Origin of the sequence: Pseudomonas sp. EpS/L25, assembly GCF_001512295.1 — a bacterium.
Classification (GTDB): Bacteria; Pseudomonadota; Gammaproteobacteria; order Pseudomonadales; family Pseudomonadaceae; genus Chryseomonas.
The window spans coordinates 17,474-32,243 of the sequence record NZ_LNUP01000017.1; the positions used below are offsets into that span (position 1 = coordinate 17,474).

Annotated in this window: 17 protein-coding genes; 10 read left to right on the top strand and 7 right to left on the bottom strand. The window is 66.7% G+C overall.

What is annotated here, in order from left to right:
* The first annotated feature begins 12 nt into the window (after window positions 1–12).
* Both AR540_RS21810 and AR540_RS21815 read left to right on the top strand, forming a co-directional pair.
* Entirely contained in the window at window positions 13–1,551 is a 1,539-nt protein-coding gene (locus AR540_RS21810) for a C13 family peptidase (RefSeq protein ID WP_059232083.1), read from the top strand.
* 89 nt (window positions 1,552–1,640) lie between these two features.
* The gene (locus AR540_RS21815) at window positions 1,641–2,282 is read left to right on the top strand and encodes an oxidoreductase (protein WP_059232085.1); all 642 of its coding nucleotides are present in this window, start codon (window positions 1,641–1,643) and stop codon (window positions 2,280–2,282) included.
* Window positions 2,283–2,779: 497 nt separating this feature from the next.
* Here the strand turns inward: AR540_RS21815 and AR540_RS21820 are convergent, their stop codons facing one another.
* Window positions 2,780–3,715, bottom strand: a complete 936-nt coding sequence (locus AR540_RS21820) for a LysR substrate-binding domain-containing protein (protein WP_059232086.1) — start codon at window positions 3,713–3,715, stop codon at window positions 2,780–2,782.
* 126 nt (window positions 3,716–3,841) lie between these two features.
* On the opposite strand from AR540_RS21820, the gene AR540_RS21825 reads away from it, so the two are divergent.
* Both AR540_RS21825 and AR540_RS21830 read left to right on the top strand, forming a co-directional pair.
* On the top strand, window positions 3,842–5,218 hold the full coding sequence (locus AR540_RS21825) for an L-serine ammonia-lyase (RefSeq protein ID WP_059232089.1): 1,377 nt from the start codon (window positions 3,842–3,844) through the stop codon (window positions 5,216–5,218).
* 64 nt (window positions 5,219–5,282) lie between these two features.
* Complete coding sequence (locus AR540_RS21830; protein WP_059232091.1) at window positions 5,283–5,759, top strand: YbaK/EbsC family protein; 477 nt, start codon at window positions 5,283–5,285, stop codon at window positions 5,757–5,759.
* Here the strand turns inward: AR540_RS21830 and AR540_RS26235 are convergent.
* On the bottom strand, window positions 5,747–5,875 hold the full coding sequence (locus AR540_RS26235) for a hypothetical protein (protein ID WP_260856146.1): 129 nt from the start codon (window positions 5,873–5,875) through the stop codon (window positions 5,747–5,749). The genes AR540_RS21830 and AR540_RS26235 overlap by 13 nt on opposite strands.
* 145 nt (window positions 5,876–6,020) lie before the next feature.
* On the opposite strand from AR540_RS26235, the gene AR540_RS21835 reads away from it, so the two are divergent.
* From AR540_RS21835 to AR540_RS21845, 3 genes are all read left to right on the top strand, one after another.
* Window positions 6,021–7,424 (top strand): aminotransferase-like domain-containing protein, encoded by a 1,404-nt coding sequence (locus AR540_RS21835; RefSeq protein ID WP_059232093.1) that lies wholly within the window; start codon window positions 6,021–6,023, stop codon window positions 7,422–7,424.
* A gap of 86 nt (window positions 7,425–7,510) precedes the next feature.
* Window positions 7,511–8,101 carry an NAD(P)H-dependent oxidoreductase gene (locus tag AR540_RS21840; protein ID WP_059232095.1) on the top strand — a complete coding sequence of 197 codons (591 nt, stop codon included), beginning with the start codon at window positions 7,511–7,513 and terminating at the stop codon, window positions 8,099–8,101.
* A gap of 20 nt (window positions 8,102–8,121) precedes the next feature.
* Window positions 8,122–8,709, top strand: coding sequence for a TetR/AcrR family transcriptional regulator (locus AR540_RS21845; RefSeq protein WP_059232097.1), 588 nt, complete (start codon window positions 8,122–8,124; stop codon window positions 8,707–8,709).
* A gap of 2 nt (window positions 8,710–8,711) precedes the next feature.
* Here the strand turns inward: AR540_RS21845 and AR540_RS21850 are convergent, their stop codons facing one another.
* The 5 genes from AR540_RS21850 to AR540_RS21870 all read right to left on the bottom strand — a co-directional run bounded on the left by AR540_RS21850 (window position 8,712) and on the right by AR540_RS21870 (window position 12,342).
* The gene (locus AR540_RS21850; protein ID WP_059232099.1) at window positions 8,712–9,008 is read right to left on the bottom strand and encodes a YceK/YidQ family lipoprotein; all 297 of its coding nucleotides are present in this window, start codon (window positions 9,006–9,008) and stop codon (window positions 8,712–8,714) included.
* Window positions 9,001–9,633: a flavin prenyltransferase UbiX gene (ubiX, locus tag AR540_RS21855; RefSeq protein ID WP_059232169.1), complete on the bottom strand. Its 633-nt coding sequence runs from the start codon at window positions 9,631–9,633 to the stop codon at window positions 9,001–9,003. The genes AR540_RS21850 and ubiX overlap by 8 nt, the downstream gene beginning before the upstream one ends.
* A complete protein-coding gene (gene mpl / locus AR540_RS21860; protein ID WP_059232101.1) occupies window positions 9,633–10,988 on the bottom strand; it encodes a UDP-N-acetylmuramate:L-alanyl-gamma-D-glutamyl-meso-diaminopimelate ligase in 1,356 nt (451 codons plus the stop codon). Before mpl ends, ubiX begins: the two co-directional genes overlap by 1 nt.
* Before the next feature lie 95 nt (window positions 10,989–11,083).
* On the bottom strand, window positions 11,084–11,806 hold the full coding sequence (locus AR540_RS21865) for a hypothetical protein (RefSeq protein WP_059232104.1): 723 nt from the start codon (window positions 11,804–11,806) through the stop codon (window positions 11,084–11,086).
* Window positions 11,807–11,835: 29 nt separating this feature from the next.
* Window positions 11,836–12,342, bottom strand: a complete 507-nt coding sequence (locus AR540_RS21870) for an RNA polymerase sigma factor (RefSeq protein WP_059232107.1) — start codon at window positions 12,340–12,342, stop codon at window positions 11,836–11,838.
* Between the two features lie 138 nt (window positions 12,343–12,480).
* Here AR540_RS21870 and AR540_RS21875 point away from each other — a divergent pair, with 138 nt between their 5' ends.
* Genes AR540_RS21875 through AR540_RS21885 form a run of 3 tightly spaced genes read left to right on the top strand, consistent with a single transcriptional unit; the run spans window position 12,481 to window position 14,706 of the window.
* Complete coding sequence (locus AR540_RS21875) at window positions 12,481–12,837, top strand: DUF305 domain-containing protein (protein ID WP_082707085.1); 357 nt, start codon at window positions 12,481–12,483, stop codon at window positions 12,835–12,837.
* A gap of 5 nt (window positions 12,838–12,842) precedes the next feature.
* Complete coding sequence (locus AR540_RS21880; protein WP_059232109.1) at window positions 12,843–14,291, top strand: YncE family protein; 1,449 nt, start codon at window positions 12,843–12,845, stop codon at window positions 14,289–14,291.
* Window positions 14,292–14,331: 40 nt separating this feature from the next.
* On the top strand, window positions 14,332–14,706 hold the full coding sequence (locus tag AR540_RS21885) for a COG4315 family predicted lipoprotein (protein WP_059232111.1): 375 nt from the start codon (window positions 14,332–14,334) through the stop codon (window positions 14,704–14,706).
* Window positions 14,707–14,770 lie beyond the last annotated feature (64 nt).

The following is a 14,770-nucleotide window of genomic DNA, read 5'->3' on the forward strand; positions in this document are numbered from 1 at the left end:
CCGACCCCACCTATGAGCCTCCTATCGCCCCGTCTCGCCTTCGCTGCGCTGTTGCTGGTGGCTTGCGTCGCCCAGGCGGCGCCTAACGCGAGCAGCGTGAGGTTGCCCGATGGCGGGGTCTACACCGGCGAGATCGTCAGCGGCCTGCTCAACGGCAGCGGCCGCATCGAATGGCCCAATGGCAACTGGCTCAAGGGCCGCTTCAAGGACGGCCTGGCCGAAGGCCCCGGCGAGCAGCAGTTCGCCGACGGCACCTACTACCAGGGCACCTTCCGCCGCGGGCTCTACCACGGCCAGGGCAACCTCATCAGCAGCAGCGGCTGGGAATACCATGGCAGCTTCGTCAATGGCCGCATGCAGGGCCAGGGTTCCAAGCTCGACAGCGACGGCACCCAGACCATCGGCACCTTCAACGACGGCCACCTCAATGGCGTCGGCCAGTGGCAGGAGCCGGGCGGCGACCGCTACGACGGGGAATTCGTCGACGACCAGTTCGAGGGCGCCGGTGTCTACCGCAGCGCCGGCGGCGATCTCTGGCGCGGCCGATTCAGCGGTGGCGAACTGACCGGCAACGGCGAATTCGTCGGCAGCGATGGCAGCCAGTACCGCGGTGCCTTCCGCAACTGGAAGTTCGATGGCCAGGGGGTGCTCACCAACAGCGACGGCAGCATCTACCGCGGCAGCTTCGCCGATGGCGTCTACGCCGGCGCCGGCGTCCTCACCCGTGCCGACGGCCAGCTCGAACGCGGTCTCTGGGAGGGCGGCAAGCGCATCCGCGACGACCAGGGCCAGTACATCGCCGACCCCCTGGAACGCGCCCTGCTCGATCAGGGCAAGGTGCTCGAACAGGAACTGCAGCAGATTCCCGCCTCCACCCCCGCCACCGAACTCTATGGCCTGGTACTGGCCGGCGACGGCAACCAGGGGGTGTTCCAGCGCGAAGCCAATTACGTGGCCAACTTCATGACCACCACCTGGGGGGCCCGCGGCGTCGTCCACCTGATCAACGCCAAGGACATCCGCAGCGATCACCCGCTGGCCACCCGCGAGAATCTCTACCAGAGCCTGCAAACCCTGGCCCAGCGCACCGGACCGGAAGACCTCATCGTCATCTACCTGACCAGCCATGGTTCGGCCGATCACCAACTGGTGCTCGACGAGCCCGGCCTGGACCTCTCCAGCCTGCCTGCGGCGGAACTCGGTCGCCTGCTCGCGCCGCTGCGCGGTCGTGACAAGCTGGTGATCGTCTCCGCCTGCTACAGCGGTGGCTTCATCCCGCAGCTGCAGGACGACCATACCCTGGTGATGACCGCCTCCAAGGCCGATCGCACCTCCTTCGGCTGTACCGACGAAGCCGATTTCACCTATTTCGGCCGTGCCCTCTTCGCCGAGGCCTTCCAGCACACCGACGATCCCGAGCAGGCCTTCCAGCGCGCCCGCGATACGGTCTCGGTGCGCGAGAAGACCGAAGGCTTCGATCCGTCCGAGCCCCAGCTGTGGGCCCCGCCCGCCGTGCTGCAGAAGTGGCGCGCCTGGCGCGCGAGTCGCTGAGTGCACTTCTTGCCGGCGGCCTTGACGAACAACCGGAACGTCTGCGGTCCAACTCGGCAGAAGTGGCCGCCGCTACCAAGGAGAGTCCCTTGTACCTGACGCCCCAGCATGCCCTCATCGCCGGCGCCACTGGCCTGACCGGCGAACACCTGCTCGACCGGCTGCTCAACGAGCCGACGGTACCCCGCGTCCTGGCGCCCACGCGGCGGCCGTTGGCGGAACATGTACGCCTGGACAACCCGGTCGGTGACCTCAACAGCCTGCTGCCGACCCTGGAAGGTCCCCTCGACGTGGCCTTCTGCTGCCTCGGTACCACCATGAAACAGGCCGGCTCCGAAGCCGCCTTTCGCGCGGTGGACTATGGCCTGCCCCTGGCGGTCGGCCAGCGCGCCCTGGAACTGGGCGCCCGTCACTACATCGTGGTCAGCGCCATCGGCGCCGATCCGCAATCGTCGATCTTCTACAACAAGGTCAAGGGCGAGCTGGAAGAAGCGCTGCGCGCTCAGGGCTGGCCCCAGTTGACCCTGGCCCGCCCTTCGCTGCTGATCGGCCAACGCCAGGAGGAGCGCCTGGGCGAGCGCCTGGCCGCTCCCCTGTCGCAATGGCTGCCGGGCAAGTGGCATGGCATCGAGGCCGCCGTCCTGGCCCGCGCCCTGTGGCGCCTGGCCCTCGAAGAAGGCAAGGGCGTGCGGGTGGTGGAATCGGACGAATTGCGCAAGCTGGGTCGCTGAGTGCCCCAATCAGCACGCCGCTGTAGGAGCGGCCCATGGCCGCGATCAGGTTCCTGCCGCGAAAAACCCATCGCGGTGCATGCCCTTCCTCCAGGCGAGCCATAAGCAGCCGTCGCGGGTTTTCCGGGATCAGTACAGATTCATCCCTTCTCCGCCAGGAAGAGGGTTCGGCTGAGGACCCACTCGCCGAATTCCCAGTGGAAAAGGCTGCGCCGTTTTCCACGCTACGGGCCTGGCGCAAACCACGCCCAGCACGGACAAACGCCTTTCCCCCTGGGAGAGGGATTGGGTTGAGGGCGCGGCTCACGACGCCCACCCAGTGGAAAAGGCTGCGCCGTTTTCCACGCTACGGTTCTGTCTTATCGCAGCCAATGCCGCCGCCTCTACCGATCTGTAGGAGCGGCCCATGGCCGCGATCCCTACACTCACGGCTTGTTAAGCGTCGCCATCTAGCGAATCCCCATCGCGATCAGGGCGGTCCACCGATGCGACCGCTCCTACGCCGGCTGCGCCAGGGCCATCTGGTCGGCCTCCAGCACCAGCCAGTCGTGCAGGGCGCGTAGGCGCGGATCGGCCAGGGCGCCCTGGGCATAGAGCAGCATGTATCTCTTGTGCGCCGGCACCGAACGGCCGAAGGCTGGCACCACCAGCACGCCCCGCGCCAGCTCGTCGGTGATCAGGGCGCGGCGGGCGATGGCCACGCCCATGCCGGCGATGGCCGCCTCGATGGTCAGGTGGTTGCGGTTGAAGGTATGACCGCGGCGCACGTCCAGCGCGGGCGCGCCGATGCTGGCCAGATAGAACTCCCATTCGGCGTATTCGTAGCTGCCGCGCCAGGCGGTGATGTCGTGCAGCAGCGGATAGAACTCCAGGTCCTCCGGCCGCTCCAGCGGTGGACGTCCCGCCAGCAGAGCGGGCGCGCAGACCGGAAAGATTTCCTCCTCCATCAGCGGTGTCGAAGCCAGGCCTGGATAGCTGCCATCGTTGAGGTCGATGGCCAGGTCGAATTCACCCTCGCGTAGCGACCAGCTGCTGTCTTCGGCCACCAGCCGCAACTGCAGATCGGGAAAGCGCGCCTGCAGCCGCGGCAGGCGCGGCGTCAGCCACTTGCCGAGGAAGGAGGGGATCGACCTCAGCCGCACCACCCCACCGAACTGGCCGGCGTTCAATCGCCGCAGCTCGGCGTCGATCAGCCCATAGGCCTGGTTCAGGGTGGTCGCCAGGCGCTGGCCTTCGGCGGTCAGCTCCAGGCCCCGGGCAACCCGGTGAAACAGCTTGAAGCCCAGGCGCTCTTCCAGCTGGCGCATCTGCTGGCTGATGGCACCGGGCGTCACGTGCAGCTCTTCGGCGCAACGGGTGAACGACAGATGCCGGGCGGCGCAGGCGAAGACCTGCAACCAGGCTTGGGTTTGGGCGTTGAGGATCCGGCTCATCGATGAGTTCCGCTAAAGGATCGCTTAGAAGCTTTCGTTTGTGCGAGCGGGGGGCTTATCACCACTATGAGCCATCCGCCGGCACCTTGTCTGGTGCCCATTCAAGCTCAATCAGGGATCATCGTCATGGCCATCAGCGTCTTCGACCTGTTCAAAATCGGCGTTGGTCCGTCCAGTTCCCATACCGTAGGCCCGATGCGGGCCGGCGCCCTCTTCGCCCAACGCCTGGTCGACGAGGGTCTGTTGGAGCAGGTCAAGCGGCTAGAGGTACGCCTCTACGGCTCGCTGTCGGCCACCGGCGTTGGCCATGGCACCGACCGCGCCACCCTGATCGGCCTGATGGGCGAATGGCCGGATCGGGTCGATCCCGCTGCCGTGGAGCCGCGCATCGAGGCGCTGCGCAGCGAACGCAAGCTGCTGCTCGCTGGTACCCACCCGATCAACTTCGACTGGCAGGAAGATCTGCTGCTGCTGGACGAGAGCCTGCCCTACCATCCCAATGCCATGACCCTGACCGCCTTCGGTGCCACCGGCGAGGTGGCCGAAGCCACCTACTACTCCGTGGGCGGTGGTTTCGTGGTGGACGCCGAGCAGGCCGCCAGCGGCGTGCTGGACAACGACACCACCGAGCTGCCCTACGAATTCTCCAGCGGCGCCGAACTGCTGCACCTCTGTCGCAGCCAGGGCCTGGGCGTGGCCGAGCTGATGCTGGCCAACGAAAAGAGCTGGCGCTCCGAAGACGAGATCCGCAGTGGCCTGCTGCGCATCTGGGCCGTGATGAAGGAATGCGTCCAGAACGGGCTCGCCAACGAAGGCATCCTGCCCGGCGGTCTCAAGGTGCGCCGCCGGGCTGCCCGCCTGCATCAGAGTCTGCAAGCCATCGGCAAGCCCAATGTCATCGGCTCCACCCTCTCCGCCATGGAATGGGTCAACCTCTTCGCCCTGGCGGTGAACGAGGAGAACGCCGCCGGTGGCCGCATGGTCACCGCGCCCACCAACGGTGCAGCCGGCATCATCCCCGCCGTGCTGATGTACTACATGAAATTCAATCCCGACGCCTGCGACGATGACGTGGTGCGCTTCATGCTCGCTGCCGCCGCCGTCGGCATCCTGTGCAAGAAGAACGCCTCCATCTCCGGCGCCGAAGTGGGCTGCCAGGGCGAGGTGGGCTCGGCCTGCGCCATGGCTGCCGCGGGTCTGGCCGAGGTACTGGGTGCCAGTCCGGCCCAGCTGGAAAACGCCGCCGAGATCGGTCTGGAACACAACCTGGGCCTGACCTGCGACCCGGTGGGTGGCCTGGTGCAGGTACCCTGCATCGAGCGCAACGCCATCGCTGCGGTCAAGGCGATCAACGCCGCCCAGATGGCCCTGCGCGGCGACGGCGAGCACTTCATCTCCCTCGACCAGGTGATCCGCACCATGAAGCAAACCGGAGCGGACATGCACGACAAGTACAAGGAAACCTCGCGCGGCGGCCTGGCCGTGACCTTCGTGGAGTGCTGAACCAGTCTTGACGTAGGTAGTGCGGATTACCGAAAGTCGGGGTTTGCCTTGCACGGGAAGCCCCATGAGCCTCGAATCCGTTCGCCAGCATCTCGCCCGCATCGCCCCTGACCTCGAGATTCTCGAGGCTACCACCAGCACCGCGACCGTTACCCTGGCCGCAGCCGCCCATGGCGTGGAGCCGGGGCGGATCGCCAAGACCCTGGGGCTGAAAGTGGGCGATCAGCAACTGCTGCTGGTCGCCCGCGGCGACGCGCGCCTGGACAACCGCAAGCTCAAGGCCGCCTTCGGCGGCAAGGCCAAGCTGCTCGATGCCGCCACCGTGGAAGGCCTCACCGGGCACCCGGTGGGAGGCGTTTGCCCGTTCGGGCTGACCACGCCGCTGCCGGTCTACTGCGACGAATCGCTGAAAGCCTTCGATGAGGTGCTACCGGCTGCAGGTGCCATCCACAGCTGCGTGCGCCTCGCGCCGGAGCGGCTGGCCACCCTCAGCGAGGCACGCTGGGTGGATGTCTGCGAGGTAGGCGCTCAGCGCAGCTGATCGTTCTTTTCCACGTCGCGACGATCCTTGTTCAGCATGACGCAGGCGTAGTAGCCGCTGCCGAGCAGGATGAGTGCGAGCACACTGAAAAGAATCATGAAGATACCATCGTCCATGGCTGCCTCCGCGGGATGCCAGATAGGGATGGGTACAGCCTAGTCCCCGGCGCATGAGCTTCACAGCAGCAGGTAGGCACCGGAAAAACCGGATCAGATGGGATCAGCCTCGCTATAGTGACGGTCTCCCCTGCCCTGGCCCCGCATGAAGCGCTACGAAAGATTCGCCGACCAGCTCGCCACCCTGATGACCAGCGGCGTCCTCGCCCCCGGCGAGCGCCTGCCGTCGGTGCGCAGCGCCAGCCAGACCCATGGCATCAGCCCCTCCACGGTGTTCCAGGCCTACTACCTGCTGGAGAGTCGCGGCCTGATCGAGGCCCGCGAGAGATCCGGCTACTTCGTCCGCGAGCCGGCCCGGTCACGGGATTCGGCGCCGCTGCTGGCGCCCCTGGAAGGCACCGAGGTCGCGGTGAGCGACCTGGTCTATTCGGTGCTGCAGTCGCTGCAGGACCCAGGCATCGTGCCCTTCGGCTCGGCCTTTCCCAGCCCCGATCTGTTTCCCCTGGCGCGGCTGGCGCGCAGCATGGCCCACGGCCTGCGCGACCTGCCCGCCCAGGACCTCACCGCCTATGTGACGCCAGGCCATCCCGAACTACGCCGGCAGATCGCACGCCGCTACGGCTTGGCCGGCATGCCCGAGATTGGTGAAGAGCTGGTGATCACCCATGGCGCCCTGGAGGCGCTGAACCTCGGCCTGCAGAGCCTGACCCGTCCCGGCGATCTGGTGGCGGTGGAAAGCCCGGCCTTCTACGCCAGCCTGCAGGTGCTGGAACGGCTGCAGCTCAAGGCGGTGGAGATTCCCGTCGACCCCGAGCGCGGCCTCGATCTTGATATCCTGGAAGAAGCCCTCACCCGCCTGCCGATCAAGGCCTGCTGGTTCATGAGCGGCTTGCAGAATCCCACCGGGGTCAGTCTCGACGACAGCGCCCAGCAGCGCCTCTATGGCCTGCTGCAACGCCACCAGGTGCCTATGCTGGAAGACGACGTCTATGCCGAGCTCTACAGCGGCAGCGAACCGCACCGCCCGGTCAAGCGCTTCGACCGCGACGGCCTGGTGCTGCACTGCGGATCCTTCTCCAAGTGCCTGGCGCCGGGCTACCGCATCGGCTGGATCGCGGCGGGACGCCAGGCCGGCGCCGTTGCCCGGTTGCGGCTGATGACCACCATCACTCCCTCGATGCCGGCCCAGGCCGCCCTGGCCGACTATCTGCAGCACGGCGGCTACGATCGCCATCTGCGTCGCCTGCGGCTGAGCCTCGACCGCCAGCGGCAGGCCATGCTGGCCGCGGCGCGGCGCTACTTTCCCGCCGACACCCAGGTCAGCCGACCGCAGGGCGGCTACTTTCTCTGGTTCGAATTGCCGACGCGGGTGGACAGCCTGGCGCTCTATCGCCAGGCCCTGGCCGAGGGCATCAGCCTGGCGCCAGGGCCGATCTTTTCCGCGCAGCAGGGCTTTCGCCACTGCATCAGGCTCAATTGCGGCCATCCCTGGGACGAACGCAGCGAGGGGGCCATGGCCAAGCTTGGCGAGCTGCTGGCCGGGTTCTGAATCGTTCATAGCAGCAGGCCGAGTAGACGGTTTGATTTACCAAGAGTAAGTTACCTTTGGTAAATTAAATTGTGAGACCTTCTCTCATGCATGCACTCATCGTCGTTGCCCACCCCCTGCCGGATTCCCTGACCCAAGCGGTCACCGCTCAGCTTGCCCAGGGCATTGGCGCCGCCAGCTCTACGGACTCCTGGGAGATCGCCGATCTCATCAAAGAGGGCTTCGATCCCCGCTTCAACAGGGAAGATCTCGCGCTATTCCGTGGCGATAGCGCGCCTGCCGCCGATATCGCCGCCGAACAGGCCCGTTTGGAACGGGCGGACGCCCTGGTGCTGGTCTATCCCCTCTATTGGTGGTCCTTCCCGGCCGTGCTCAAGGGCTGGATCGACCGGGTCTTCAGCCACGGCTGGGCCTACGAAGACAAGGATGGCACCCTGGTAAAAAAGCTAGGCTGGCTACCCGTTCATCTGGCCGCCCTGGGCGGCGCCGATCGCGGCACCCTCGACCGACACGGCTACGAGGTAGCCATGAAAACCCAGATCGATCACGGCATCTTCGGCTACTGCGGGGCTCCCGTGAAGACGTCGACACTGCTACTGGCTTCCGACGACGGCTATCCCGAAGCCCATCTGCAGCGGGCCCGCGCCCTGGGTCAGAGCCTATTCGCTGAGCACTGAACCCAAGAGGAACCGCCTAAATGACATCCACCCCGCGGCGACGTCTATCCCGTGAAGCCCGCACGCGCCAGTTGCTGGATGCAGCCTGGCAACTGATCGCTGACGAGGGTACCGACGCGCTAACCCTGATCCACCTCGGCGAGGTGGCAGGGGTTACCAAGCCCTTGGTCTACGACCACTTCGGTAGTCGCAACGGCCTGTTGGCAGCCCTGTATGAGGATTACGACGCCCGCCAGACAGCCCTGTTCGATGCTGCCATCGCCGCCTCCGAACCGACCCGAAAGGCCAAGGCGCACGTCCTGGCCACTAGCTATGTCGATTGCGTACTCACCCAGGGACGTGACATCGCCGATGTCCTGGCCGCCCTGACCGGGTCCCCGGAATTGCTCGCGGTGAAACGCCGCTACCAACTCGCCTTTATCGAAAAGTGCCTGGCCGTTCTGGCGCCCTTTGCGGGACCAGCGGGTTTATCGATAGCCGGCCTCTGGGGTTTTCTGGGAGCGGCAGAGGCGCTATCCAACGCCGCGGTGGCCGGTGACATCACCGCTGAGCAAGCGCGCGGCGAACTCGAACTGAGCCTACTCGCGCTGCTGGCCCGTACGGATTGACCTTAGAGCCCGCCCTGCACACTGCCGCGCCCGCCGATGGCGGCGGGTAGCGACAATGGCAGCAACAGGGTATCGAGCAGGGCACTGCCGGGCAGGTCCAGCACCGGCCAGGCCGGTGCCTCGGCGCCGAAACGATCCAGCGCACAGCAACCGCCCTGCAGGGCATAGAGATCCAAACGAGTGCCGGCATAGACCACCGGCGCGCCGGGCTTGGCGGCGTCCAGGGTACGCGCCGTGGCGCAACCGCCGAGGGCCAGGATGGCCATCAGCAGCAGGCCGAGGCGCGCAGCCCTAGTCATCGCTGCTGGCCAGGTGATGCTCACCCCAGCGCGGCAACATGTCCTGGGGGATGCCCAGGGTGTTGAGGATGCGCGCCACCACGAAGTCCACCAGGTCATCGAGGGTCTGCGGCTGGTGGTAGAAACCCGGCGAGGCCGGCAGGATGGTCACCCCCAGGTTGGACAGCTTGAGCATGTTTTCCAGATGGATACTGGAGAACGGCGACTCGCGCGGGACCAGGATCAGTTGCCGGCGCTCCTTGAGCGCCACGTCGGCGGCCCGTTCGATGAGGTTGTTGCTGGCGCCGGTGGCGATGGCCGACAGGGTACCGGTGGAACAGGGGCAGACCACCATGGCCGCCGGGGCGCTGGAGCCGGACGCCGGTGGGGCCATCCAGTCGCTCTGGCCGAACACCCGCACCTGGCCCGGCGCCGCGCCGGTGTATTCTGTGAGAAAGGCCTGCATGGCCTGGGGCTTGGGTGGCAGCACCACGTCGGTCTCGGTGGCCATCACCAGGTGCGCGGCCTTGGAGATGAGGAAGTGCACCTCGCGTTCCTCCTGCACCAGGCAGTCCAGCAGGCGCAGGCCGTACTGGGCGCCGGAAGCGCCGGTCAGCGCCAGGGTGATGCGTTCCGGGCCGGCCATCATGCCTGCTCCAGGGCGGCGGCCAGCTTGCCGTGCAGGCCGCCGAAACCGCCGTTGCTCATGATCACCACGTGGGTGGGGCCGTCCAGTTCGGACTGGACCCGAGCGATGATCGCCTCCAGGGAATCGCAGACCACGGCCGGTACGGCGCAGGCCTCGGCCGTCCCGGCCAGGTCCCAGCCCAGATTCGGCGGGGCGTACCAGATGACGCTGTCGGCGCCGGTGACGCTGGCCGGCAGACCGTCGCGGTGGGCGCCCAGCTTCATGGAATTGGAGCGCGGCTCGATGACGGCGATGATCCGCTCGCTGCCGACCCGGGCGCGTAGGCCCTGCAGGGTGGTGGCGATGGCGGTGGGATGGTGGGCGAAGTCGTCGTAGACGGTCACCCCGCGCACCTCGGCGACCTTCTCCATGCGCCGCTTCACGCTGCGGAATGCGCTCAGGGCGGCGACGCCCAGGCCGGGCACCACACCGACGTGACGAGCCGCCGCCAGGGCGGCCAGGGCATTGGCCACGTTGTGCTGGCCGGTGAGTTCCCAGTTCACCGTGCCCTGCACCTCGCCGTCGAACAGCACCTCGAAGCGCGAGCCGTCCTCGGCCAGCAGGCGGGCCTGCCACTGGCCACCTTCGCCGGTGGTCTGCACCGGCGTCCAGCAACCCATCTCCAGCACCCGCACCAGCGCCGTCTCGGCGGTGGGATGGATGATCAGGCCACTGCCGGGGATGGTCCGCACCAGATGGTGGAACTGCCGCTCGATGGCCGCGAGATCCGGGAAGATGTCCGCGTGGTCGTATTCCAGGTTGTTGAGGATGGTGGTCCGCGGCCGGTAGTGGACGAACTTGGATCTCTTGTCGAAAAAGGCGCTGTCGTATTCGTCGGCTTCCACCACGAAGAAGGGCGTGCCGCCCAGGCGCGCCGAGATGCCGAAGTTCTGCGGCACCCCGCCGATGAGAAAGCCCGGGCTCATGCCGGCGTGCTCCAGCACCCAGGCCAGCATGCTGGTGGTGGTGGTCTTGCCGTGGGTCCCGGCGACTGCCAGTACCCAGCGCCCCTGCAGGACGTGCTCGGCCAGCCACTGGGGACCGGAGACATAGGGCAGGCCCTGGTCCAGCACGTACTCCACCGCCGGGTTGCCCCGCGACAGGGCGTTGCCGATCACCACCAGGTCCGGCGCCGGATCGAGTTGCCTGGGATCGTAGCCCTGGGTCAGCTCGATGCCCTGGACCTGCAGCTGGGTACTCATGGGCGGATAGACGTTGGCATCGGAGCCGGTCACGCGATGGCCGGCTTCCTTGGCCAGCACCGCGAGCGACCCCATGAAGGTGCCGCAGATACCGAGGATGTGGATGTGCATGACAGGCGGGCTCCGCTACAGAATTGAACGGCGGCAAGGTTAGCACGGGGGGCCCGCGCTTCCACGGACCCAGCGCACCCTGGCACCGCGTGCCGCTAGAAGACCGCCCTGGGCCGGATGGCTTCGCGTAGCGAATCGAAGGCCGCGGCGCTGGGGCTGACCAGGGCGAAATTGTAGCCCTGCCCCGACCAATAGTCGGCGGTGACGTCACCTTCCTGACGTGAGCCCTGGCCGATCTCCCGCTGGCTGTGTGGATGGCGCAGATAGAAGATCACCTGGCGCCCCTGGTCGTCCCGATAGAGCACCATCGCCGCCGGCCCGGTATCGCTGGCCATGAGCCGCCCGCCGACCGGTAGCAGGCCGAAGCGCTCCAGGTTGGGCAACGCGGGGGCCCGAACGAAGGTGTGCTGTAGCCAGCGCTGGATGGCGTCTTCCCGCCCGCTGACATCGACCGGCGGCGCGGCCGCCGTGCTGGCGAACAACCGATAGGCCTCCACGGCATCGGCCATGGGGACCTGGGCCTGTTGCAGCTGGGTTTCCCGCACCTGCCAGCCCAGCCCGCTGCCCAGACCGAGGGTCAGCAGCAGCGAGGCCAGGTACAGCGATCGCCGCTTACGTCTGGCCGTCACCCGACGGCGCACGGCCGCGGGCAGGAGTGCAGTTGGCACAGGCGTGGAGCCGGCATCGAACAGCAGGCGCAGGCGGCGATTCTGCTCGCGAATGTCGACGACCGCGGCGGCGGCTTCAGGATGAGCGGCCAGATAGCGCGCCACCTCCTCGCGCCGCGACGCGCTCAGCTGATCGTCGGCGAAGGCCATCAACTCATCCTGGGTAGGCGGTAAGGAGATCATTTCAAGACTCGCATGACAGAGGGGGGCACAGGGCCTTCATGGACCTGCCGCAGGGCCGCACGGGCGCGGGCCAGGCGAGACATCACCGTACCCAGAGGAATGTCCAGCGTCTGGGCCACCTCGCGATAGCTCATGCCTTCAACGGCGATCAGCAGCAACAGGGCACGTTGCTCGGCACTCAACTGGGCGAGTCCCGCCAGGGCTTCGCGATCCAGATGAATCCGCTCGGCCGACGGCTCCACCGGCATCTCCTGAAAGCCCAGCCACTCCAGCAATCGACCGTATCGGCGCTCGCGGCGACGCCCATCGACGAACTGACGATAGAGGATGGTGAAGAGCCAGGCGCGCGGGTCACCGTCGGGATGGCGACTCTGGCCATGGGCCAGGGCGCGTTCCAGACAGCTCTGCACCAGGTCATCGGCACTGGCATCGTGCCGTGTCAGGGAGCGGGCGAAGCGGCGCAGCGCCGGCAGCAGGGCGTGAAGCGTGGCGTCATCGAGCATGGGCGATCCTCGCGTGTGCCTGACAGACGTCTGGGCCGTCGGATTATTCCCGCCGATTTTTATTTTCTTCGCGCTGGAATAGACCGCGCGGGGCAAACGTCTGCCCGGATATCCACTCGTCCGAACAGGAGTCCTAGCGTGCGCTCACCTCGAACTCTACCCCTGGCGGTCGCCCTGCTGGTAGCCGCCGCCCCGAACTCCTGGGCACAGCCGGATGCCAGCGTCGCCGCAGCGGCCCACACCGCCAATGAAAAGGCCATGACACTCATGATGAACGCCATGCATGTCCCCAGCAGTGGCGACGTCGACCAGGACTTCATCACCCAGATGACCGCTCATCATCAGGGCGCGATCGACATGGCCCGCATCCAGTTGCAGTACGGCCACAACGAACAGCTGCGGCGCCTGGCCCAGGAAATCATCGTCACCCAGCAGCAGGAAATCGCCGTCATGCAGCAGGCCCTTTCCATCCCGCCCACCTCTCCCACTCGGTAACGCCCATGTCCTGTCGCGCGCTCACCTCGCTCGCTACCGCCCTGCTCCTGTCTACCTCCCTGACCCAGGCCGCCCAGGTTCCCCTGGCCGCAGCCGCGCCGGATATTCCCCTTGATGCCCAGGACCGGGTCTATACGGCGGATCAGTTTTCCAACACGGTATCGGTGATCGATCCCGCGACCGCTACCCTGCTCGGGGTCATTTCTCTGGGCGACAGCCAGCCCAATAATCTGAGTCCGCTGTACCGGGGCGAATTGCTGGTGCATGGCTTGGGCTTCGCGCCGGATGGTCGGACCCTGGCCGCGGTGGCCATCGGCTCCAACGCCGTGACCTTCATCGATACCACCACCAATCAGGTCAAGGGCAAGACCTATCTGGGCCGCGCGCCCCACGAGGCCTTCTTCACCCCGGATGGCAAGGAGCTGTGGGTCACGGTGCGCGGCGAGGACTACATCGCGGTGATCGATCCGCAGACCTTTCACGAGATCACCCGGATCAAGGTGCCCGTCGGCCCCGGCATGCAGATCTTTTCGCCGGACGGCCAGTATGGCTATGTCTGCTCGTCCTTCACGCCGGAAACGGTAGTGATCGCGGTGGCCAAGCACCAGATCGTCGGCCGGGTGCCCCAGGCCAGTCCCTTCTGCCCCAACATCGCCGCCTCCCCGGACGGCCAGCAGGTCTGGTTCACCCTCAAGGATGTCGGCAAGACCCAGGTATTCGCCGCCAAGCCGCCCTTCGGCCTGCTCAAGACCCTGGACACCGGCCCCATCACCAACCACGTCAACTTGGTGCGCAATGCCAAGGGCAGCTTCGCCTATGTGACGGTGGGTGGCGAGAATCGCATCAAGGTCTTTCGTACCGCTGATTTCACCCAGGTCGCCAGTATTCCCGTCGGTGCCCTCCCCCATGGTCTCTGGCCTTCGGGCGATGGCACTCGGCTCTACGTCGGCCTGGAAAACGCCGATACCGTGGCGGTCATCGACACCCTGACCAATCAGGTCGTCGGCACCCTGCCGGTGGGGCAGGCACCGCAGGCCCTGGTCTATGTGCCCCGGGCCGTTGCCAAGGGTGGCGGGAAAGACGGCCTGCAGCCGCTGCGCAACGTCGCCAAGCGCGTGCAGATCGCCCTGGCGGCGCCGGACAAAGACTCGTCGCACATCACCCAGGTCACCCTGTTCGACCAGGGCCTGACCCAGGTTCTACAGGCTTCCGTGACGGGCCTTGCCGCCAAGCAGCCCTACGTCCTGGCCTTGGCTACCCAGGCGGATGGCCACGGCCCCCTCGAATCGCTGGCGGCCTTTCAGAGCAATCCCGCCGGCGCGGCCATCGTCAACGCCGTAGGCCCCATTCGCCAACTCGTCCAAGGCCGGGCGGCAGATGAGCACCGCTACCTGGTCATCGCCCCAGGTACGCCCGACGCACCAGGAGCCCCCGTGCAAGTGCAAGTCCAGTAGCTAGACTCCAAGCATCCGTCACCACACGCCGAGGTCCATCATGTTGAAACGTCTGCTGCTCGCCACCGCTGTCCTATCCTTCGCCAGTCTGGCCCTGGCTGCCGCGCCCGCCAAGGTCGCCGACACCGCCATGGGCAAGGTGCTCGTCGATGCCAAGGGCATGACGCTCTACACCTTTGCCAAGGACAGCGCGGGCAAGTCCGCCTGCAATGGCCCCTGCGCCCAGAACTGGCCGCCCCTCAAGGCCGCAGCCGGTGCCAAGGCGGCCGATGGCTACAGCCTGGTGACCCGTGACGACGGCAGCCAGCAATGGGCCTACCAGGGCAAGCCGCTGTACACCTGGGTCAAGGACAGCAAGCCGGGCGATACCTCGGGTGACGGCGTCAATCAGGTCTGGCACGTGGCCAAGCCCTGATGCGCGGGCGCTGTCTGCCGAACGCAGGCAGCGCCTTATCTACCCAATGGTTTATTATTTCATG

Excerpts from the sequence above, each read along its gene's own strand:
- AR540_RS21810 (WP_059232083.1), top strand. The coding sequence starts at position 13 with ATGAGCCTCCTATCGCCCCGTCTCGCCTTCGCTGCGCTGTTGCTGGTG.
- AR540_RS21820 (WP_059232086.1), bottom strand. The coding sequence starts at position 3,715 with ATGAGCCGGATCCTCAACGCCCAAACCCAAGCCTGGTTGCAGGTCTTC.
- AR540_RS21825 (WP_059232089.1), top strand. The coding sequence starts at position 3,842 with ATGGCCATCAGCGTCTTCGACCTGTTCAAAATCGGCGTTGGTCCGTCC.
- AR540_RS21830 (WP_059232091.1), top strand. The coding sequence starts at position 5,283 with ATGAGCCTCGAATCCGTTCGCCAGCATCTCGCCCGCATCGCCCCTGAC.
- AR540_RS26235 (WP_260856146.1), bottom strand. The coding sequence starts at position 5,875 with ATGGACGATGGTATCTTCATGATTCTTTTCAGTGTGCTCGCACTCATC.
- AR540_RS21835 (WP_059232093.1), top strand. The coding sequence starts at position 6,021 with ATGAAGCGCTACGAAAGATTCGCCGACCAGCTCGCCACCCTGATGACC.
- AR540_RS21840 (WP_059232095.1), top strand. The coding sequence starts at position 7,511 with ATGCATGCACTCATCGTCGTTGCCCACCCCCTGCCGGATTCCCTGACC.
- AR540_RS21845 (WP_059232097.1), top strand. The coding sequence starts at position 8,122 with ATGACATCCACCCCGCGGCGACGTCTATCCCGTGAAGCCCGCACGCGC.
- AR540_RS21850 (WP_059232099.1), bottom strand. The coding sequence starts at position 9,008 with ATGACTAGGGCTGCGCGCCTCGGCCTGCTGCTGATGGCCATCCTGGCC.
- ubiX (WP_059232169.1), bottom strand. The coding sequence starts at position 9,633 with ATGGCCGGCCCGGAACGCATCACCCTGGCGCTGACCGGCGCTTCCGGC.
- mpl (WP_059232101.1), bottom strand. The coding sequence starts at position 10,988 with ATGCACATCCACATCCTCGGTATCTGCGGCACCTTCATGGGGTCGCTC.
- AR540_RS21865 (WP_059232104.1), bottom strand. The coding sequence starts at position 11,806 with ATGGCCTTCGCCGACGATCAGCTGAGCGCGTCGCGGCGCGAGGAGGTG.
- AR540_RS21870 (WP_059232107.1), bottom strand. The coding sequence starts at position 12,342 with ATGCTCGATGACGCCACGCTTCACGCCCTGCTGCCGGCGCTGCGCCGC.
- AR540_RS21880 (WP_059232109.1), top strand. The coding sequence starts at position 12,843 with ATGTCCTGTCGCGCGCTCACCTCGCTCGCTACCGCCCTGCTCCTGTCT.
- AR540_RS21885 (WP_059232111.1), top strand. The coding sequence starts at position 14,332 with ATGTTGAAACGTCTGCTGCTCGCCACCGCTGTCCTATCCTTCGCCAGT.